Origin of the sequence: Mycoplasma sp. 06067-C1-B144P-99-0482-3 (assembly GCF_051053925.1) — a bacterium.
Lineage (GTDB): Bacteria > Bacillota_I > Bacilli_A > Mycoplasmatales > Mycoplasmataceae > Mycoplasma > Mycoplasma leachii.
On record NZ_CP144017.1, the window covers coordinates 582,445 to 604,701 of the forward strand.

Genomic DNA, 22,257 nt, shown 5'->3' on the forward strand with positions numbered 1-22,257 from the left:
AAAATAAAACTAATTAAATAAAAAAAGTTCAAATAATTTGAACTTTAATTATCATCTTGATTTTGATCACCATCACTAAAATAATCTTCAAAATCTAATTGTTTAGTTTTTTTATCTTTTTTATTTTGACTAACTTTAGATAAAAGTGAGGAAATATCATCTAAATAAGAACTTAAATTAGATCCGTGAACTTGGTTTGCATTACTTATAGCTTTGTTTTTAGTATCTTTTGAAACAACAATACGTTCACTTACTAATTTATTAAACTTTGGTTTAGTTTCTATTTGATCATTTGTATTTTGATCATTAAAATTATTTGCTAAAGCAGGTTGATCAAAAGCAATTGATCTTATTAATTGTTTAATAGAAATATATGAAATTTCATCAATATTTGTAGAAATACTGTTTTGTTCTAAATTAGTATGTTTTAAATCACTTACATTAATATCAGTGATTTGATCATTTGTATCTAAAATACTAATACTCATTTGATCATTAATTGCAAAACCAAATATTACTTGTTCTTTGTTTTTCTTTTTTTCAACTAAAATTCTAATTCCTTTTTTTGGTCTAATATAAATCGGAATTAAGTTTTGATCTAGTCTTTTGTAATTATTTTTATTTGTAAAAATTAAAACATCTTTATTATTTTGTAAACTTAAAGCACTAATTATATAATCATCTTTTAAATTAGCAGCTTTAACTCCTTTTGAAATAGTTGATTGGATTGGGATATCTTCAATATTATATCTAACAGCATATCCATTTTTTGTAACAATACAACAATATGAAGTTTTAGAACTAACTAGATCTGCATAAACTAAACTATCATCATCACTAATTTTCATAATCTTAAATGATTTGTTAAAAATTTTAGTCTCTAAATCTGAAATTTGAGTTCTTTTAATTAACCCATTTTTGCTAACTAATAATAAGTGTTGAGTAGAATTTATAAATTCTTTAATTACTAAAGCATTAATAATAGTTTCATTTGGTTGAGTAGTTGCTACACTATTTATATGCACACCTTGATCTTTTCATTTACTACTTGAGATTTTATATAAAGGAATTGAATAATAATTTGCTTGATCTGAAATTAAAATCAAATGATCTAAATTTGAACAAACTCCTTGACTAATTCACATATCATTTGGTTTTTTACCAAAAGAACTTAATTCATTTTTATTTAAAATATTATTATCAATAACTTTAATATAACCATCTTTTGAAATTCATAAATTAATTTCTTTTTCAATGATCACTTCTTTTTGATCAACATCTAAATCTTCAACTAAATCTTCAACTTGAGATTTTCTTTTTATACCAAATTGCTTTTTAACTTCTTCTAATCTTGAAATGATCTCATTATCTAAAACTAAACTATTATTTAAAATTTCTTGATATTTTTTAATCTTATCAATTAGTTCAGTTTTTTCTAATAATAATTTATTAACATCAGTTGAAGTCAAGCGATATAATCTCATATCAACAATAGCTGTTGCTTGATTTGTTGTAAATTTAAAAGTTATAACTAAATTATTAATTGCATCTAATCTATTTTCTGATTTTCTAATTACTTTAATAACTTCATCTAATATTGATAAAGCTTTAACTAAACCATTAACTATTTCTAATCTTAGATTTGCTTTATTTAAATTAAATTGAGTTCTTTTAATAAATACTTCTTTATAATGAAAAATATAAGCTTTAATAATATCGATTAAACCTAATTGTTTTGGTTGTTTATCAACAATAATAATATTGTTATAGTTATATGAAACACTTAGTCAAGTTGATTTAAATAAAAATTTTCTAACAGTTTCTAAGTTAGCTTTTTCATTTAATTCAATAACAATTCTTAAACCTTTTCTATCAGTTTCATCTCTAATTTCTTTAATTCCTAGATTAGGATTATTATCAATAACATCACCAATTTTTTTAACAAGATCTTGTTTAACTACTTCATATGGAATTTCATCAATTACAACATTATTTTTTTCTTGATGCCATTTACTACTAATAATTACTTTTCCTTTACCAGTTAAAAATGCTTCTCTTATTCCTTGTTTATTTTGAATAACAGCTCCAGTTGGAAAATCGGGACCTTTAACTATTTTTAAAATTTGATCAATAGTAATATTTGGATTTTTAATTATATTAATAGTCGCATCAATAATTTCACTTAGATTATGTGGAGGCATATTTGTTGCATAACCCGCAGCAATTCCAGTAGCTCCATTTACTAAAATATTTGGAAAATAACTAGGTAAAACTGTTGGTTCATTTTCACTATCATCAAAGTTTGGTGAAAATATAACTGTGTTTTTTTCTAAATCTTCTAATAAAAGATTAGAAATTTTAGTAAGTCTAGCTTCTGTATAACGCATAGCAGCAGCGCTATCTCCATCAATTGAACCGTTATTTCCTTGCATATCAACTAGTGGGATATTAACTTTTCATCACTGAGACATTCTAACCATTGCATCATATATAGAACTATCTCCATGTGGGTGATATTTACCAATAACTTCTCCAACTACTCTTGCTGATTTTTTATAAGGTTTATCAAATGTTAAATTTAATTGGTTCATCGCATATAAAATACGACGTTGAACAGGTTTTAATCCATCTCTAACATCAGGTAAAGCTCTTTCTTGGATAATATATTTTGCATATCGACTAAATCTATTACCTAGCAATTCTTCTAATGGATATAAAATAATTTCTGATTTATCTGACATTTTATTTTTCCATTTCTATAATTTTTATTTGATCATCTTCTAAAGTAAATTTAACATTTTCTTGAATTCATAATTTACGTTTTTCAACATCATCACCCATTAGTGTTTTAAACATTCTTTCAGCTAATAAACCATCAGTTATTGTTACTTTAATAATTTTTCTATTTTTAGGATCCATTGTTGTTTGTCATAATTGATCAGCATTCATTTCTCCTAATCCTTTGTAACGCTGAATCTCATATTTTTTAGTATTAGTTTTATTAAATTCATTTAATTCTTCTTCATCTCATAAATAAATAAAACTTTTATCATTAAAAGTAATTTTATATAAAGGAGGTAAAGCAATATAAACTTTTTTATGAACAATCAAATCTTTCATATGTCTGTAAAAAAAAGTTAATAATAAAGTTTGAATATGTGCTCCATCAGTATCAGCATCAGTCATAATAATGATTTTCCCATAATTAATATCAGAAATATCAAAATCTTTTCCAACACCAGCTCCAATTGCATTAATAATTGATTGAATTTCTTCATTTTTTAATAAATCAACTAATTTAGCTTTTTCTGAATTAATAACTTTACCTCTTAAAGGTAAAATTGCTTGAAAATTACGATCTCTTCCAGATTTAGCACTACCACCAGCTGAATCTCCTTCAACTAAATATAATTCATTTATTTCTCTTTTTTTACCTTGAGCTGGTGTTAGTTTTCCTAACATTAATTTATTAATGTTTTTTTTGCCTTTAACACTTTTAATTGCTTGTCTTGCTTGTTTTGCTGCTATTCTTGCTTTTTGAGCATTTAATGCATTTTCAATAATTTTATTTGCTAAAACTTTATTTTCAATTAATCAATAACTCATAAACTCATAAACAATTTGTTCAACAACTGTTTTTGCATCAGAAGTTCCAAGTTTTGATTTTGTTTGTCCTTCATATTCAATTAGATTTTCAGGAATTTTAACTGTTACAATAGCAACTAAACCTTCTCTTAAATCGTTTGAATCTAATTTAGCTTTATCTTTTAAAATTTTTTGATCTTTTGCATAATCATTAATTGCTCTAATTAAACCTGATTTAAACCCAACTAAATGAGTTCCTCCATCACTAGTTTTAACATTATTTGCAAAACCTAAAATAATTTCATTATCATCTTCAATATATTGTAAAGCAATTTCAGCAATAATATTTTTACTTTCATTATTAATAGTAATAATATCTGTAATTACTTTTTTATCATCAACTAGTTCTTTTATAAATTCAACTAATCCATCTTCAAATTGATATTCAACATATCTATTTGAAATTAAATCTGATAAAGTAATTTTTAATCCTGAGTTCAATAAGGCTGATTCTTTTAATCTTTCACTAATTAGTGAGAAATTAAATTTAGTATTACTAAAAATGCTATCATCTGGTAGGAAATTAATAGTTGTTCCAGTTTTATAAGTATTTGCTATAAAAGTTAATGGTTTTTCTAATTTACCACCATTTTTAAATTCAATTTCATGAATTTTTTTATCACGATAAATTGTTGCTTTAAATCTTTTAGATAAAGCATTAGTTACACTTGATCCAACTCCATGTAATCCACCACTTGACTTATAAGCAGTACTATCAAACTTACCACCAGCATGTAAAATAGAAAAAATAACTTCAGGAGTTGATTTTCCAGTTTTATGCATACCGGTTGGAATTCCTCTTCCATTATCACTAATTGTAATAGAGTTATCTTTTTCTAAAATAACATCAATTTGAGTACAATATCCAGCTAAAGCTTCATCAATGGCATTATCTACTATTTCTCATACTAAATGATGTAATCCTTTATTATCAGTTGATCCAATATACATTCCAGGTCTTTTTCTAACTGCTTCTAGTCCTTCTAAAACTTGAATCGCTGATTCATCATATTTTTTATTTTCAGCCATTAATTTTCTCCTTTATAAGTACTTCTACATATAATAATTATATTTATTCTAAAACGATTAAAATTAAATGTTTAAAAAATTATCATATCAATTTTACAAATAAACTAATATTTTTAAACAAATTATTTTTTATATAAGTATTAAAAAAATAAAAACACTTTTTATTTCAAATTTGTTTTATACAAACTTTAGTTTTGTTATAAAAATATTGAAAGGAAGAAATAAAAATGGAATTAAAAAAGAAAATAGGTGTTTTTAAAACAAAAGCAGATATTGATAGTTCTTTAGTACAAAATGCTAAATTTTCTAAAAATAAAGTTAAAAAACATATCCAAAAAATTGGAAGTTTTATGGCTGGGATGATTATGCCAACTGTAAGTATTTTAATTGCTTGAGGTTTAATTACAGCTATATTTTTAGGAAAATATGTAGATGGTAAGTGAGTTGCCACTGGTTGATTTAATTTTGAAGCTTTTGGTCAATTAGTAGGTCCTGTTATGAAATGATTAATACCCATTTTAATTGCTTATACAGCTGGTAATATGATTTATCAAAAACGCGGTGGCATGTTAGCTGGTTTTTTAATAGTTTGTGCAATTATAGGAAATGATTTTTTATATAAGACTGTAATGAAAGATTGAACTTTTGGTTCTAATGGAACAACTGTAAGTCAAACTACTCCACCAAATCAAATAGTTGGAGCGATGATTATTTCACCTCTATTAGTTTTTATTGTTAAAAAAATTGAATTGATATATGTTAATCGTGTTAGACCTGGTTATGAAATGTTAGTAAAAAACTTTTCTTTAGCAGGATTAGCAATTATATTTGGATTAAGTATATTTTGAATTTGGCCATTTATAATGTATGGTATTAGTTATGTAATGATTGCAATTATTAATTTATTTACAAAATTACCTTGAATTTTTCCATTTATGGCAATTTTTACTGAACCATTAAGAGCGGTATTTTTAAATAATGCTTTAAATTGAGGAGTATTAATTCCAATTGGGTTAAAAGAAGTTGAAACAACTGGATTTAGTGCATTTTTTATGGTTGGTGGTAATCCTGGTCCTGGATTTGGGTTATTAATTGCTTATGTTATTTGAAGAAAACAACAAAGAGCAGCTGCTGGTGGCGCTAGTGTTATTCAATTAATTGGTGGAATTCATGAAGTTCATTATGTTTATATTTTAAGTGAACCGATAATGGTACTAGCTACAATTAGTGGAGCCTTTACAAGTTTATCTATTGTTAAAATATTTGGTGGTGGAGCTGTTGCTGCAATTTCTCCTGGTAGTTTAATTTCAGTTATTGCTATGAGTGTTACAGTTAAAAGAATTATTGTTAATATAATAGCTGTATTTTTAGGAGCAATTGTTTCATTTATTATTGCTTCAATAATTATGTTAATTAAGAAAAAACATAATAATGTAGTTATGAATGTTCAAGTAGGAGATTTTGGAGTTAAGTTTTCAAATCAAGAACAAAAACAAAATACTCAATTTGATTGAACTAAAGTAAAAACAATTGTTGTTGCTTGTGATGCTGGGGTTGGTTCAAGTGCAATGGCTGCTGGAATTTTAAAAAAATGAGTTAAAGATAATCAAATTCAAGTAAATGTTTCAAATTGTGCTGTTAAAGACTTGACAAATGATATAGATGTAATTATTACAATGAATAATTTTGTTGAATTTGCTAAAGAAAAGTCACCTAATGCTTATGTTTTTGGAGTAGATAAATTTCTAGGTCAAAATATTTATAATCCAATAAAAAAAGAATTATTAAAAAATAAAAAGAGTGATAATAATGATAAAAAATAAAGATTGTATTTTTATAGTAGATAGTTTTAAAAATAAAAATAAAGCTATAGAATTTGTTGGTTTAAAAATGGTTGAACTAAACTATATAGATAATAAATACATAGATTTTATAAAACAAAGAGATCAATTAGCAAGTGTTGCTATTGGTAATTATTTAGCAATCCCACATGGAACTATACAAGGACAAGAATTTATAAAAAATCAAGGTATTGTTATAGTTAAACTAAATAAAACTATGAGCTGAGATAATGAACCAGTTAATTGAATTATTGGATTAAGTTTATTAAATGATAAACAAATAGAAATGCTACAAACTATAGCAATTTTATTTGAAGATATTAAAAAAGTTGAACAAATGACAAATGAATTAAATAGTACTGATCAAATTTATAAGTTTTTTAAAAGTTTAAAAATAGGAGAAGAATAATGTTAAAAATCGGATTAATTGGTTTAGGTAAAATGGGCTTTAATTTAATTCAAAATATTAAAAATAAAAACTATGAAGTAATTGGATATGATTTAAACAAATCAATGTATCAGCAATTAAATCAAAAAGATATTCAAACAGCAAATAGTATTTTAGAACTAGTTAATAATTTATCAACCCCAAGAGTTATTATGTTATTAGTACCAAGTGGAAAAATTACTCAAGATTGTTTTGATGAAGTTTTATCTTATTTATCAGCTGGTGATACTATTATTGATTCAGGAAATTCATTTTATAAAGATTCATTAAAAAGATATGAAATAGCAAAATCTAAAAACATTAATTTTATAGATTGTGGAATTAGTGGTGGAATTAGTGGTGCTTTAAATGGAGCATGTATGATGGTTGGAGCTGATAAAAAAGCTATTGAGCCATTAAATGAGTTTTTTAAATCTTTATGTGTAAAAAATGGCTTTTTGCATACTGGAAAAGTCGGTAGTGGTCATTTTTGTAAAATGATTCATAATGGTATTGAATATGGAATGATGCAAGCAATTGGTGAAGGTTTTGAAATTTTAAATAATTCAGAATTTGATTATGATTTAGAAAAAGTTAGTTTAATGTGAAATAATGGAAGTATTATTAGATCTTGATTAATTGAATTAATGATTGATGCATTTAAAAACGATCCTAAACTAGAAAGTTTAACTGGTCAAGTTGAGATGAATGGAGAAGGATTATGAACTGTTCAACAAGCTTTAGAACAAAACACACCAGCTCCAGTAATTGCATTATCTGTAATTATGCGTCAAAGAAGTAAATTAGAAGATACATTTTCAGCAAAAGTTGTTTCTAGTTTAAGAAACGGTTTTGGTGGACATGAAATTAAGAAAAAATAATTATAAAAACAAAAAAATCCAAGTTATTAAAAAACTTGGATTTTTTAACTATTATACTAATTATTAATTACTATTCCCTTATATCTAGTTGAAAATAATAAAGTATCAACAATTCCTTGTACTCCAAATCCAGAATCTTTAACTCCTAAAAACGGAAAGACATCTGGTCCACGTTGAGATTTTCCATTAATATTTACTGTTCCAACTTCTAATTTTTTAGCAACAGTTAAAGCTTGATCTAGATTTTTAGTATAAACACTAGCTTGTAATCCAAAATTAGATTTATTTGCTAATTCAATCATTTCATCAACACTATTTGCTCTTATAATTGGTAGAACTGGTCCAAATGGTTCTTCTCAAGCTAATCTCATATCACTTGTAACATGATCAACTAAAGTTGGATAAATTAAATTTTTTTCTTGTTTATCACCAATTATTACTCTAGCACCTTTTTGCTTTGCATCATCAATTAAACTATATACAAAATCAGCTGTTTTTTGATCAATTAAAGGAGTAATATCACAATTATCTTTTGGTAAACCAACAGTTAATTTATTAATTTTTTCTTTTAAAAGTGGAATTAATTGATCAGCTATTTTATCAGTTGTAATTACTCTTTTAATAGCTGTACATCTTTGACCTGAATAACTAAAAGCACCACTAATAATTTCTTTTGCATATTTTTCTAAATCTAAATCATCTAAAACAATAGCAGGATCTTTTCCACCTAATTCTAAAACTACATCTTTTGTTGATGAGATTTCTAATAAATGTTTTCCAGTTTCAACACTTCCAGTAAAAGAAACAAAATCAGCTAATTTATTTGTAACAATATCATCACCAATTTCTCTTCCTCTACCAGTAACAACATTAAAAATTCCTTTTGGTAAATTAGCTTGATATGCCAATTCACCTAGTTTTGCACCAATTAAGCTTCCTTGAGTAGCCGGTTTAAAGACAATACTGTTTCCTGTTACTAAACAAGGAAAAATTTTTGAAACAGCTAAATTAATTGGATAATTAAATGGACTAATTGCAACTCCTACTCCTTTTGCAACTCTCATAAAAGTTCCAATTTTATTTTTAGCTCCATATTTAGCTCCATCAATAATTAAAGTTTTTAAATTTCTAACTTCATAAAAAGTTTGATCAATATATTCAACACTTCTAATTACTTCAGTTAAACAATCTTTATAAGGTTTAGCTGTTTCACTCATAATAATTTGTGCTAATTCTTCTTTATTTTGATCAATTAATTGTTTTCATTTATCTAAAATAGTGATTCTTTTTTCTAAATCAGTGTTTTCTCAAGCTTTTTGACTAGTTTTTGCTGCTAAAAATGCATCATTAATATCTTGTTTAGTTAAGCTTACAACTTTTCCAGCAACACTAAAATCAACAGGATTAATAATTTCTAATTCTTTATTATTATCAAATAGTTTACCATCTAAAAGTGCTTTAAATTTGTACATATTTTTTCTCCTTTGCTTATATTCTATTATATAAAAATAATATTTTTTTAACTTAATTTTAATAAGCAATATTTTTCAATTTTTGAAATAAATTTTATTTAAAAATATGTAAAAAAATAATAAAAAAAGTTCGACAGTAATCGAACTTATTCTAATTATTAATAAACTATTTAGCATTATTAATTTGATACATAATAATAGATCCAGCAACAGCTGCATTAATACTATCAACATTTTCAGCCATTTCAATATTAATATTTAAATCTATTAAATTTAATAATTCTGGTGAAATTCCTTTACCTTCATTTCCAATAATTAATGCATATTTATCATCTGAATCAAATTTCACTTTACTTAAAGGTTTACTATCATCATGAAGTGAAGTTCCAATAATAATGTAGTTATTATCATGTAATTGATTTATCACTGTAACTAAATACTCATTAACTAAATTAACTTGAAATAAATTACCTTGAGTTGATCTTAAAACTTTTTGGTTATGAAAATTCACACTATTTGGTGAAGCAATCACTGTTTTAAAATTAAAGCTAGCAGCACTTCTAATTAGTGTTCCCAAATTGCCTGGATCTTGAATTTGATCTAATAATAAAATATTGTTTTCAAAATCAATTTTAGTATTTTCAGGCATACTACAAATTGCAAAAATCTGTTGACTTGTTACTGTATCACTAATTTTTTTAGCAACATTTTCTGAAATCTCAATTACTTGTTCTATGTTTGGGATTTCATCTTTTAACACTTCTAAAGCTTTACTAGTACCTAGTAATGTTTTTATAATCTGATCATTATAAGCTTCCATAATCATATGAAAACCTTCAACTATAAAAAGTTTTTGTTTATTTCTATGCTTTCTATCTTTTAATTTTAATATCTCTTTTATTTTTGGGTTAGAGACCGAGCTAATGACTTCCATAAATTCTTCCTATTTATTAATAATTATTGTTTTGTCTTTGAAAATTAATTTCATTTTTAATATTATATGCATCAATAATTTGATCTTGATTATAATTTTTAATCTCGCAAATATTTAAAAATGCATTTAATAATTTAGAGTAGTTTATATTATTATTATCCTTAATAAAATTATTTAAACAACTAATAATTTCAAAATAAATATCAATAATAGAATCTTTATTTAAAAAATTATAATCAAATTGTTCAAAATTATAGTTTATTTGATTTCCAACACTAATGATAAAATGAATCCCATCAATATATTCATCTAATTGAATTTCTAAATCTGATGGTTTTTTATTAGATCAATATTTAAAACTTCTTTCTTCATTAGCATATTCACCAAGTTCTACTAAAAAAGCTGTAATTTTTTTATCTAATAAAGTTTTATCATTTTTAAAGTTTCATTTATTTTGAATAAATTGATCTAATATTACTTGTTTTTCACTTAATCACTTTAATGTCTTATTATCTATCATTTTAACTTACTCTTTTCTTTTTTTTAAAATTTATAGCTATTATTTTAAAGTTATTTGATTATCATCATTTTTATTTTTAATAATGATTTCTTCTTCATCTTTGTTATTTGTTACTAATAAACAAATCCCACCAATAAAACCAAGTAAAAAACCAAATAAAATCCCCATAATTCCACAAACTAATTTGTATTTATAAGTTTGATATTTTAATGATTTAATCGCAAATAGTAATGTAATTAATGCAGGTATTGAAGCTATGATAACTATAATATTAACACCTATAATAGCAGTAGTTATACTAGTTTTAACTATATCAATGTTAGGATCTGTTGGATAACTACTAGTAATAGAACTAGCAGCAAGACTTCCAGCAATTATACTAAAAAATCCAATTAATGCTCATAGTAATGTAAAACTGCATCCTATAATTATTAAAATTAAGCCTGCTTTATATGTGTCATCTAGTTTTTTATTTTGTTTTATCATAATTTATCTTAATAAAATCCTTTCCTTATTTAATTCCAGGTTTGTTTAACAGCTTAAACATATTGTATTTATAAACTTCAACTCCAGGTTGATTAAATGGATTAACATCTAATAAATAAGCACTCATAGCTAAAGCTAATCCAAAAAAGTAAACCAAATATCCAAATTGTTCATCATCCATTTTTTCAAATTCTAAAACAATGTTTGGCATTTTACCAGTAACTGAGTGTGCTTGAATTACTCCTTTTAAAGCAGTTTGATTGATTTGATGAAATGATTTTTTTGTTAAATAATTTAATCCATCATAATTATCTTCATCAAATGGAACATTTAAATCATAATTTGGCTTTTCAATTTTAATAATTGTTTCAAACATCACATTTCTAGGTCCTTCTTGAACTCATTGACCTAGTGAGTGTAAATCTGTTGAAAAAATCATTGAACTTGGTAATAAACCTTTATTTTCTTTTCCTTCAGATTCACCAAATAATTGTTTTCATCATTCAGTTAGCATTTGTAATTGTAATTCATAACTAATCAAAGCTTCAGTTTTATATCCTTGATTGTATAAATAATTTCTAACTACAGCATATTTATAAGCTTGATTTGATAAATCATCATTAATTAAATCATTTTTGGCTTTTAAAGCACCTTGAAAAATTTTATCAGTATCAATTCCACTAACTAGTAAAGGAAAAATTCCAACTGGAGTTAAAACTGAAAACCTTCCACCAATATCATTTGGAATTACAAAAGTTTGATATCCTTTTTTTTCTGCTAATTGTTTTAAAGCACCTTTATTTTTATCTGTTATTGCAACTATTAAACTTTTAGCTTTTTTTAATCCAACTTTATCTATTAATAATTTTTCAAAAACTCTAAAACTAATTCCAGGTTCAGTAGTAGTTCCTGATTTTGAAATAACACAAATTCCAAAATTCTTATTTTTTAAATATTCAACCACTTGATAAATATAAGTTGAAGACATTGTGTTTCCTGTATATATTAATTCTACTTTATTTTGATGATATAATCCACGAATCATTTCATCAGCAGCTCTACACCCTAAATAAGATCCACCAATTCCAATAACAACTAAAACTTCAATTTGATTTTTTAAATCACTAGCAACTTGTTTCATTTGTTCATATTCAGTTTTATTAAAATCAACTGGTCAATTTAGTCAACCTAAAAAATCATTACCTTTTCCTGTTTTATTAAAAATCATTTGATGAATTTCTTTTATCTTATTAAGATCTGCAACCTTATTTATATTAATATCTGCATGATCTAAATTTACTTTAATCATATTACTCCTTTTACTTTAATATTTTACTAATAAATTTATTTTTCAGTAATAATACAATCTAATTTAATTCAATCAATTTTAACTTAGTTAAAAAACAAGATGATAAATATAAAAAATTACTAATTATAATTATTAAATTTAAGATTTAATTAATTAAATATAGTTTTTAAAATAAAATTTTTAAAAAATTATAAAGCTTATAACAAATTAAAAAATAGAATAAAAAAATAAAAATTTAAAACAATTAGTATTAATTTTTTTAACACTTATTATCAAATTTTTACTCTTTTTTCTGGATCAATATACATTTTATCTTCTGGAGTAATATTAAACACTTTAATAAATTCTTCTTGATTAGCAGCTTGAATATTTGCTCTTAATTCAGTTGGAGCATGTGGATCAGTTTCTAATAATCTTAAAGCAGTTTGCTCTTTATATTTAGATTTTCAGATTTTTGCTCAATTAATAAAAAATTCTTTACCATTATAGTCTTTTTCTTGTTTTGCTGCTTGTAAAGCACAACTAATTCCACCAGCATCTGCAATATTTTCACTAACGGTTAAAGCTCCATTACATTTACCAAAATCAGTTTGTTTATTATCAAAAAGATCAATCATAGCTTTAGTTTTTTGATTAAATTTAGCAAAATCTTCTTCTGTTCATCACATTTTTAAATTACCATTTTCATCAAAATTAGCACCATTATTATCAAATGCATGAGAAATTTCATGAGCAATTACAGCCCCAATTCCTCCATAATTTTGTGATGTTGAATGGTTAATTGAATAAAATGAACCTTGTAAAATTCCTGCAGGAAAAACAATGTGATTATACATAGGATGATAATATGCATTAACTTGATATGGTGACATACTTCAATAATTTTTATTAATTGGTTTTTTATATTCACTAAAAACATATTTATTAATTATTTGATTAAAACTAAAAACAGTATCAATTAATGATTCTGAATTTGTCACTAAGTTAGCATAACAAGGTTCAATTTCACTTGGATATCCGATATGAACTCCTAGTACATTTAATTTTAACAATGCTTTATCAATAGTTTGTTTACTTAATCAAGTATTAGATTGTAATCTTTGTTTATAAATTTCAATCATATGAAATACCATATTTTCAACATCTTTTTTAGCTTTTGAACCTAAATATTTTTGACCATAATATAAACCTATTGGCATAGAAAAATAATCTAAAGCTAAATTTAAGGCATGTTTTTCTTTATTTTTAACTTTGTTTTGTCCACTTATAAATAAAGAATATTTGCTAGCTAATGTTCTTGTTTTTTCATCTAAATATTTAGAAAAACGAATAATTAACATCACTATTAATCATGATTTGATTAAATCAAGATTTTTAGAGTTAAAAACTCTATCAAGATTATTAGCAAAATGATCATCTGTAAAAATTATTTGATCAACTTTTTTATCAATTAAATTACTAATAATATTATTTAAATCTAAATATTTAGTTTTATTAACAATTTTTGAATATTTATAAGGTTTGTACAACTCATTATAGCGCACTTTTTCTAGTGAACTTAATGAGTATTTAGCAATAATTTGATCAAATTTTAATGTTTGTTTAATAATTAGATCAACTTTTTTTAAATCATCAAAATAAGGTGTTAGCAATTTTTTTACCATTAATTTAAATTTTGAATAAAACATAGTCTTTTTTTGTTTATCTTCATAATGACTTTTATCTGGTAATATGTGAGAAGCAATTGTTAAATAAAGTGTTTTAATACTTGAATCAATATAGTCATTAGAAATATCAAAATTAATTGGTAATAAATAATTTCTATAAATGAATTTAGTATATAGTGTGTTTAAATCATTAAGATCATTAATTTGTAAAATTTCAAAGACATATTTTTTTAATGGTTCAATATTGTTTTTATTTCTTGTTTTAAAATCACTAGTTAAAGCATAAAACTTAGTAAAGTTAATTAAATTGATATCTTTTAATAAACCATTTTCTTGTTTTTTTACTAAATTTTTAACAATTTTTTTAACAATTAGTTCATTTTTAATATCTAGTTCAACACACTCTCCTATTGAAGTACGATCATTTGGAATTTCTGTTTTTTCTAATCACTCATTATTAATAGCTTTAAAAAGATTATCTTTAATTTGATATTTCATACTAACTCCTTTTTTTAATTTAGTTTTTATTTATAAATAATAGTTGTTTTTCAGTAATAATGCAATCTAGTTTAATATCATTATCATCAATAATTATTTGTGTTGTTTTTTGTTTATCAAAACAAATGCCAACTTTTAAATAATTATAAGAATTTAAACTAAAGAATTTATCATAAAACCCTTTACCCATTCCTATTCTATTAAGTTTTTCATCAAATCCAACTAGTGGAGTAAAAATACAATCTATTTGTTCTAAGCTAGCATTAATATTACTAATTGGTTCATAAATATTAAACTTGTTTAAATTAGTTAAAGAACTATTATTTAATAAAACCATATTCATGTTATTATCATTTAATACTTTTGGAACAAATACTAAAATATTATTTTCTATACACCAATTAATAATCTTTTTAGTATCAGCTTCATATTTAGTTGATAAGTAAATACAAATTTGTTTGAACTTATTTTTTTTAATAAAATTAATTACTTTATTTGTAATTAATAAATTACTAGTAGTTATATAATTAGAATCAAAGTTTTTTCTTTTTTCTAGTAATTGTTTTCTTAATATAGATTTATTCATCTTTATTTAAAATTTCTAAAAGATCATTTAAAGCTAAACTAGCACATAAAATACGGTTTTTTTGTTTATGTATATTTTTCATTACAACTAGTTCATTTAATTGATCAATATTTATTAAAGTTCCAGTTAATAAAAAGTTTTGATAGTTTTTTATAAGTTCAATTGCTTTTTTAGTGTTTAAATTAATTAAATTATTAATTAAAAGATCTATTGAACTTGTAGCAATCGCACAAGCTGATCCATCAAATTTCATTGATTTTATAATTTGATTTTCTATTAATATTTCTATTATTAACTGATCTGCACAAGTTTGAGATTTTAATTCTCTAATAATAGCATTTTTATTATTTGTTAAAGTTTTATTAGTTGGTGTTAAAAAGTGTTTTATTATTATTTCTCTTAATAAAGAATCATTATTTATATCTATCATAATTTAAAAGTATATATCTAAAAATTTATCTGTGTTATTTAATGCATCAATTAATTTATCAATTTCATCAGTTGTATTATAAATTGCAAAGCTAATTCTTAATGCACTTTTTATATGAATTACATCTTCTAATCTTCTAACACAATGTGCTCCAGATCTACTAGTTATATTATATTTAACATCTAAAAAACTAGAAATGTCTTGAGCATTAATTTGATTAACATTAAATAATAATAAAGGAGAATCATTATTTAAATTATAAAAAGTAATTTTATTTTTTAAATGATTAGCTTTAATTTGTTGTCTTGTGTATTGTTTTAATTTAGTTTCATATAAACAAATATTATTAATTCCAATTTTTAAAATAAATTCAATTGCTTTTTTAAAACCATAAATATTTGAAATATTTAAAGTACCAGCTTCTAGTTTTTCTGGTAAGCTTTTTAAAGTATAACTTGTAAAATCTTTACTAATAGTTAAACTAGAACCACCACCTAAATTTAAGGGTTCTAATTTATCTAATAATTGATATTTACCATATAAAATACCAACTCCAAATGGGCCATACATTTTATGAGCTGAAAAAGCAATAAAATCTACATCTCAATCTTTAACATCAACTTTAAAATGAGCAATTGATTGAGCAACATCAACAACAATTATTACATTTTGATTAATTGATCTAATTTTTTGAATAATCTTTTTAACATCATTAATATATCCTGTTGTATTTGAAATATGAGCAAAACTAATTATTTTGGTTTTATTAGTAATTAATTGATCTAATTTATTGATATCAATTCCAAAATCATTTGTTAGTTCTAAATTTTTAATAACAGCATTAGTTTTTTGTTTTAATCAAATTCAAGGAACTAAGTTTGATGAATGTTCTAAACTAGTAATTAGAATTTCATCATCTTGATTAACTAAGTTAATTAAACCTTTTGCAATCATATTAATAGATTGAGTAGTTCCTGAAGTAAAAATAATTTCACTTGTATGATTTGCATTAATAAAGTTTTTTACAAGTTCTCTAGTGTTATTTAAAATTTCTAAACTTTGATATCCAATTTTATAATCACTTGAATGTGGGTTTGTTGAAATATTTTTTAAATAATTAGTTTGAGCATTTATTACAGAATTTGGCTTTAAAGTTGTAGCTCCATTATCAAAATAAATTAAATTAGGATGTTTTTTTAATAAAGGAAATTGTTTTTTAATTTTTTCAAATTGATCATTCACTATCTCAACTCCTTTTATTTACCTATAATTATATAGTTTTACAAAATATTTATTAGTGAGTAGATAGTCAAATTTTATTAGTATTACAAGTAAACAATAATTATAAATAATCCAACCAAGTAAACAATAATTATAAATAATTATTTTAAATTAAGTTATAATTAATTGGTATATGTGATTTTAAAAAAGTGTTTTTTAATACATTTTAAAATCAACAGAAAGGATGATATTAGTGAAAAAGCTTTTAACTTGACTTAGTGCTATAACCCTAGTTGCATCATCAAGTGTTTTAGCTATTAGTTGTAAAACTGAACAAGTAAAAAATAAAAATTCACTTTTTTTAACTAATTTTGGAGACATTAAGATTGATTCAAAAAACTTATTAGAATGAAATCAAAAATGAAACGGAATTAGTTCAAATAACCAAGAACTTATTAATAAAACTAATAATTTATTAGCAGCTGGAATTTTATTAGCAATTAGAGATAATAAATTACAATTACCTGATAAAAATGAAAATGGATGAGATTCTAGCATTAATTCTCAAATTAAAAATTTATTAGGAGATAAAAATAGTACTGATACAGCTACTTTATATGGTTTAGCTAATAAAAGTTTAAATGATTTAAAAGATAATAAATATAAAAATGATGCAAAAGGTTGACTAAAACATTTAGAAGAAATGTTTCCTGGTGTTAAAAAGAATTTAGCAGATTTAGAAAATGCTTATAAGTCAAACTTTATTTTAAATGATAGTTCAAATAGTGCTTTTATTAAATTAAAAAATCTTTTAATGTTTAATTCAACAGTTGCTGATTCTATGTGACAAAAAGGAATTCAAACAACTAATTTAGATTGAAAGACTTTAACTAATAATTTTGCTAATGCATATCCAAATAAAAATAGTTTAGAAGAACTAGCTAAGGCTGTTAAAGAAGCTTTTGACAAAGTCGACAAAAATTGAAATGATGCAAAAGTTGTAACTTTTACAAATATGGTTAATGGTTTAGGAGGTATATCAGATCGAAGTTCAACAGGTGGTAGTGGTGCTTCTAATAATACATTAACTATTACTTATAGTTCAGCAAAACAAGTTAAACAAAAAATATCAGGTTCTAATAATGGAACAGCTAATGGGGAAACTTGAATTAAAGAAATACTAAGTAAAGTATCAGATGATGCAAGAAGTGGATCTATTGCCTTTAGAGAATGAAATAAACCTCTAAACTATTCAAAAGATGGACCAAAGAATTTTATAAATTATAATAATCAAACTCCTCAATCTTGAACTGAAATAGTCACTCAAATTCCTACTTTAGAAAATGGTGAATTAAAAATAGACCCCATTAAGGGTGAATATGGAGCAATTTCAAATTCTCAAAAATATGCAATTAATAACTACTTCAGCTATGAAAAACCTGTTGTCTTTTCTGATTTAATTTTTAAGTTTGCAAATAATAAAACATCAACTGATATTGAAAAAAATCTATCTTTAAAAGCATTAATACCAACTGAGTCTTCAGGACAAGATTTAACCACTAAATTAATTGAAAGATTTCAAGGAATTCAAGCAGTACTACAAACCTATGTAGGAAATGATAGTAAAGATAAAGAAACTAATAACTATACAGCTGGTCTTTCTAGATTTGATACTATTTTTAGAGGAGAAGAATCTAAAATAAAAGCAAACACTACTACAAACAAATCAACAGATTATAAAAATTGAACTCAATGAGATACTAAAAATGATCATCACAAGATTAATGCAAGCGGTAAATTATTAACTCTTAGTGACACTACGTATTCTGATACAGTAAAATTTTCTATTTATGATTTCTTAACAAGTAATAAAAATGATAATGATTGAACTTGAAAAGATGAAATGAATGGTAAATTAAGTTCTGATGAGTTTAAAAAAGCGTTGACTACAGGTGGTCTTTCTAGTGATGAAGCAAACAAAGTAGATAACGCAATATCTGAATCATCTAGCAAAAATGAAGCAAGAGATGCCACAAGATTAACAATCTATAATCTAACTGAGCTATTTAAAAAAATTAATCAAAAAAATAATAGTAATTCTTCTGGAAATAGTGGTGGTTCTAGTTCTTCTGGAGCATCAAACACTGGTACAAATGGTGTTAATAATAGTTCAAATATTTATACTGTATTAAATAAAGAAGAAGGAATAATTGCATTTATTGATGGAGATGGTTTACACATAACTAAAGTAGATGGTTATAAATTAATTAATAATAAAGAAAATAATACAAGTGTTTCATCAACTCAAGAACAACAAAATGCAAACTCAATTAAACAAAGTGCTGCTTTAAAACAAATTAGATCTCTTTACTCTTCAAGTAATTCTAATGTTTTAGTTCCTTACTTAATTAATTCTACGCTTGAAAGTAATAAAAATACAATTCCAGCTCCAAGAACACCAAGTACTGGAGGTAGTGGCGCTGCTACAAATGGTAAATGGGATTGAACTAAAAAAGACTTAAGTTATGCTGGTGCTATTAAAAATCTTGGAATTGATGTAAATTCATTAAATTCAAATATCAAAAATGATTATGAGAGATTTTTAGTAAATACATCGTTGATTGATAATTCTAAAACTAAACCATTTTATAATATTGACATTCTAAGCGAAGTATCTAAATCAATTCAATCTGGTAATGTTTCTTCTTCACAAGCTAATTGATTGTATGAATTGTTTACTAAAATATTAAAAAATGGTAGTCAACAAAATATTAACTTATTAAATACAATAATTACAACAGACAACAGTAGAGATAATGAACAAATTCAAAAAATCTTTTTATATCAAGCAAAAAATTTAAAAGCATCTGGTATTAGAAAATTACAACAAGCTAATCAAAAATGAGTAAATAAGGTTAAAGAAAATTATAAAAAATATTCTAAAAATGCTTCATTAGATAAAAACTTTATTCCTGATCAATCTATAGACTTGAACTCAATGACTTCAGATAAAAAGAAAAGATATGACAATTTATTACAATCTGGAATTTTTAATACTGATTTGAAAGCACAAGCAAATACTAGTTCATCTAATAGCACTTCAGGATCTAGCAGTGGTTCTGAGCCAATGAGGGGTGATGTATAATGAAGAAACTACTAACAATTCTAGGAACTATGTGCCTGTCAGTTGGAACAATGGTTACAGCTGTAGCATGTAGTACTAAAAACGAAAAATTTGAAAAACCCTCTATAACTGAAGAATTAGCACAAAAAATAATTAGTGGTTTGAAATTATCAAGTGATTTTAATTTCACTACTGGTGAAAGATTTTCAAAACTAGATTACAAATCATTAATTCTAGATATGATTAATGAAACTATTTCAAAAAATAAATATGCTGATAATCTAAATAATTTATCTAAAAAGTTTGGATTAGAAATATCTAAAACAAAAGAATTATTAGGTGATGAAAAAGCTGAACAGGTTTTAAAAAACCTAGCAACTATAAAATTATTTGCTGATTACACTTCAAAAAGAGCTGCTGAAGAACATTCTGATAACATTGATTTAAGCTATAGTGAAAATTTCCCTTTAAATCCTTATGATTTAGATTCAAAAAATGATAAAAAAGATAATTCTATTTATGCAATTTACTATAAAGACAATGGTTCTACTTCATCAGGTGGAGAAGGAACTAATGGTAGTTCAAAATGACTAAGATGACAAACAACTGGGGAATTTGATACATTAGATAATAAAATACCAAGTACTCCTCAATTACCAAGTATTAGTCTATTAACAGAATCAGACAAAAACAATTTTAGAATTGGTAAATTAAAAAATCCTAAAAATCAAGAATATATCAATAAGACATCTTCTGTTGATGATAATGGAAAACCAACTAGTAATGGTGACAATAATTCAGTAGAATGATATAAAAACTCTACAAATAAGTTTGAAACAGATGGTCAAGGAATAATGCAATATAGATTTATGTACCATTTTAAAACTAAAATCGAAGCAAAATTATTTAGTGACTTATTAGGGCACTCATATATTGATTCAAATTTATTTATAGATAAATATGATAATAAGTCTGCAGCAAATAAAAAAATTATTTTAAATAACGTAAATAAATTAATTAGTGATATTCAATCTAACTATTCACAAGTAGACAGAACTACATCAAATGTTAAAATGGTTTGAGCTTTCTCTTTAGATCAACAAAAAGTTAATGAAGTTAATAATAAAATTGACCAATATGTTAATTCTGATGGAAGTTTAAAAAATAAAGATAATAAAAAAAGTTTAAAAGTTGTTTTTGATCAAATAAAAACAGCTTCAGTAACAAATGAAAGCAAACAAGGAACTGATTCATTATTTTCGATAAGTGGATTTAATGGATTTGTAAAAAATAAAGATGCAAGTATTGAAAGTTTAAGTGGTGATTTAAAAATTACAGAAGAAGCTAAAAAAGCAGTAGCTACTGTAAATACTCCATCGTTACTAACTAATAATAATAGAGGATTTTCATCAGAAATTAATGGTAACGTAGATTATGTATTTGTTTTACCAATTTATTTAAATGATTTATTTTCATCAAATGATGTTCAAATTCAAAAACAACCTAGTAGTTCTTCTAATGGTGGTGGAAATAATGGTCAATCTGGAACAAATGATGATAAATATGAATTAAAGGTAGCACAGAATACTTGAATTAACCTAAATGATAAGTACTTTTTAGATAATAAGTATTTTAGCAATCTAAGTATAAAAGAAGCTAAATCATTAAGTAATGGAGATGTGTTAGTAGCCCATAAAGGTGATAAATGATATGTCTCTTTAAAAAATGGCAATGATAAACAAATAGAAATCGCTTATTCAGATGGTTCTAAAAAAACAATTACATTAAAAAAACTAGAAAAAAAAGATAAAAAATCATTAGACTTTACTTACAAATTATCAAAAACTTTTGATTTTAATAAACAATTATTTACTAAAAATATGGATGCAGAGATCTCTTATGATATCAACCTAAAAAATTATGATAATATCAAAGATAAGCAAAATGATGCTTACATTTGAAATAATGATCCTAAAAAATCAAATGATATTCAAGATTTATCAGCAACTAAAAAACAAGTATTATTAGATCAATTAGAAGCAATTGCAGCTAAAAATAGTGATGTTCAAAATGCAGCTAAGACTGAACTATATAGTGCTTATTTATACACAGATGGAATTTATTATAAATCTCTATTTGATGAGATTTCAAAATATATAGAAAGTGAAAAACCTACATTGGACTAAT

The 22,257-nt window shown here is 24.0% G+C and carries 16 protein-coding genes; 5 read left to right on the plus strand and 11 right to left on the minus strand.

All coding sequences use genetic code 4. The features are described 5' to 3' along the window. Positions 1-44: 44 nt before the first annotated feature. Together parC and parE are read right to left on the minus strand one after the other, a co-directional pair. Positions 45-2,741 carry a DNA topoisomerase IV subunit A gene (gene parC / locus V2P32_RS02580; protein ID WP_434343981.1) on the minus strand — a complete coding sequence of 899 codons (2,697 nt, stop codon included), beginning with the start codon at positions 2,739-2,741 and terminating at the stop codon, positions 45-47. Position 2,742: 1 nt separating this feature from the next. Further along, positions 2,743-4,674, minus strand: a complete 1,932-nt coding sequence (parE, locus tag V2P32_RS02585; RefSeq protein ID WP_434343184.1) for a DNA topoisomerase IV subunit B — start codon at positions 4,672-4,674, stop codon at positions 2,743-2,745. A gap of 227 nt (positions 4,675-4,901) precedes the next feature. Between parE and V2P32_RS02590 the strand changes: the two genes are divergently transcribed. From V2P32_RS02590 to gnd, 3 genes are read left to right on the plus strand one after another with little or no spacing between them, the layout of a single operon-like run. Continuing rightward, positions 4,902-6,497: a PTS lactose transporter subunit IIB gene (locus V2P32_RS02590; RefSeq protein WP_434343185.1), complete on the plus strand. Its 1,596-nt coding sequence runs from the start codon at positions 4,902-4,904 to the stop codon at positions 6,495-6,497. Then, a complete protein-coding gene (locus V2P32_RS02595) occupies positions 6,484-6,924 on the plus strand; it encodes a PTS sugar transporter subunit IIA (protein ID WP_013447763.1) in 441 nt (146 codons plus the stop codon). The genes V2P32_RS02590 and V2P32_RS02595 overlap by 14 nt, the downstream gene beginning before the upstream one ends. After that, the gene (gene gnd / locus V2P32_RS02600; RefSeq protein WP_434343186.1) at positions 6,924-7,823 is read left to right on the plus strand and encodes a phosphogluconate dehydrogenase (NAD(+)-dependent, decarboxylating); all 900 of its coding nucleotides are present in this window, start codon (positions 6,924-6,926) and stop codon (positions 7,821-7,823) included. The genes V2P32_RS02595 and gnd overlap by 1 nt, the downstream gene beginning before the upstream one ends. 56 nt (positions 7,824-7,879) lie before the next feature. Here gnd and V2P32_RS02605 read toward each other — a convergent pair whose 3' ends face one another. The 9 genes from V2P32_RS02605 to V2P32_RS02645 form a co-directional block, all read right to left on the minus strand. Continuing rightward, positions 7,880-9,295, minus strand: a complete 1,416-nt coding sequence (locus V2P32_RS02605; protein ID WP_434343187.1) for an NADP-dependent glyceraldehyde-3-phosphate dehydrogenase — start codon at positions 9,293-9,295, stop codon at positions 7,880-7,882. Between the two features lie 166 nt (positions 9,296-9,461). Next, entirely contained in the window at positions 9,462-10,229 is a 768-nt protein-coding gene (locus V2P32_RS02610; protein ID WP_434343188.1) for a TrmH family RNA methyltransferase, read from the minus strand. 16 nt (positions 10,230-10,245) lie between these two features. Next, on the minus strand, positions 10,246-10,749 hold the full coding sequence (locus tag V2P32_RS02615; RefSeq protein WP_434343190.1) for a dUTP diphosphatase: 504 nt from the start codon (positions 10,747-10,749) through the stop codon (positions 10,246-10,248). A gap of 39 nt (positions 10,750-10,788) precedes the next feature. Then, the gene (locus V2P32_RS02620) at positions 10,789-11,235 is read right to left on the minus strand and encodes a hypothetical protein (RefSeq protein ID WP_434343192.1); all 447 of its coding nucleotides are present in this window, start codon (positions 11,233-11,235) and stop codon (positions 10,789-10,791) included. A 25-nt stretch (positions 11,236-11,260) separates the two neighbouring features. Continuing rightward, positions 11,261-12,544 (minus strand): glucose-6-phosphate isomerase, encoded by a 1,284-nt coding sequence (locus V2P32_RS02625; protein WP_434343194.1) that lies wholly within the window; start codon positions 12,542-12,544, stop codon positions 11,261-11,263. 269 nt (positions 12,545-12,813) lie between these two features. After that, positions 12,814-14,709, minus strand: coding sequence for a M13 family metallopeptidase (locus tag V2P32_RS02630; protein WP_434343195.1), 1,896 nt, complete (start codon positions 14,707-14,709; stop codon positions 12,814-12,816). A 19-nt stretch (positions 14,710-14,728) separates the two neighbouring features. Continuing rightward, positions 14,729-15,295 (minus strand): 5-formyltetrahydrofolate cyclo-ligase, encoded by a 567-nt coding sequence (locus tag V2P32_RS02635; RefSeq protein ID WP_434343196.1) that lies wholly within the window; start codon positions 15,293-15,295, stop codon positions 14,729-14,731. Further along, positions 15,288-15,725, minus strand: coding sequence for an iron-sulfur cluster assembly scaffold protein (locus tag V2P32_RS02640; RefSeq protein WP_434343197.1), 438 nt, complete (start codon positions 15,723-15,725; stop codon positions 15,288-15,290). The genes V2P32_RS02635 and V2P32_RS02640 overlap by 8 nt, the downstream gene beginning before the upstream one ends. 3 nt (positions 15,726-15,728) lie before the next feature. Beyond that, positions 15,729-16,967 carry an aminotransferase class V-fold PLP-dependent enzyme gene (locus V2P32_RS02645; protein WP_434343198.1) on the minus strand — a complete coding sequence of 413 codons (1,239 nt, stop codon included), beginning with the start codon at positions 16,965-16,967 and terminating at the stop codon, positions 15,729-15,731. A gap of 232 nt (positions 16,968-17,199) precedes the next feature. Between V2P32_RS02645 and V2P32_RS02650 the strand changes: the two genes are divergently transcribed. Beyond that, on the plus strand, positions 17,200-20,091 hold the full coding sequence (locus V2P32_RS02650; RefSeq protein WP_434343199.1) for a lipoprotein: 2,892 nt from the start codon (positions 17,200-17,202) through the stop codon (positions 20,089-20,091). After that, entirely contained in the window at positions 20,091-22,256 is a 2,166-nt protein-coding gene (locus V2P32_RS02655; protein WP_434343200.1) for a lipoprotein, read from the plus strand. Before V2P32_RS02650 ends, V2P32_RS02655 begins: the two co-directional genes overlap by 1 nt. Position 22,257 lies beyond the last annotated feature (1 nt).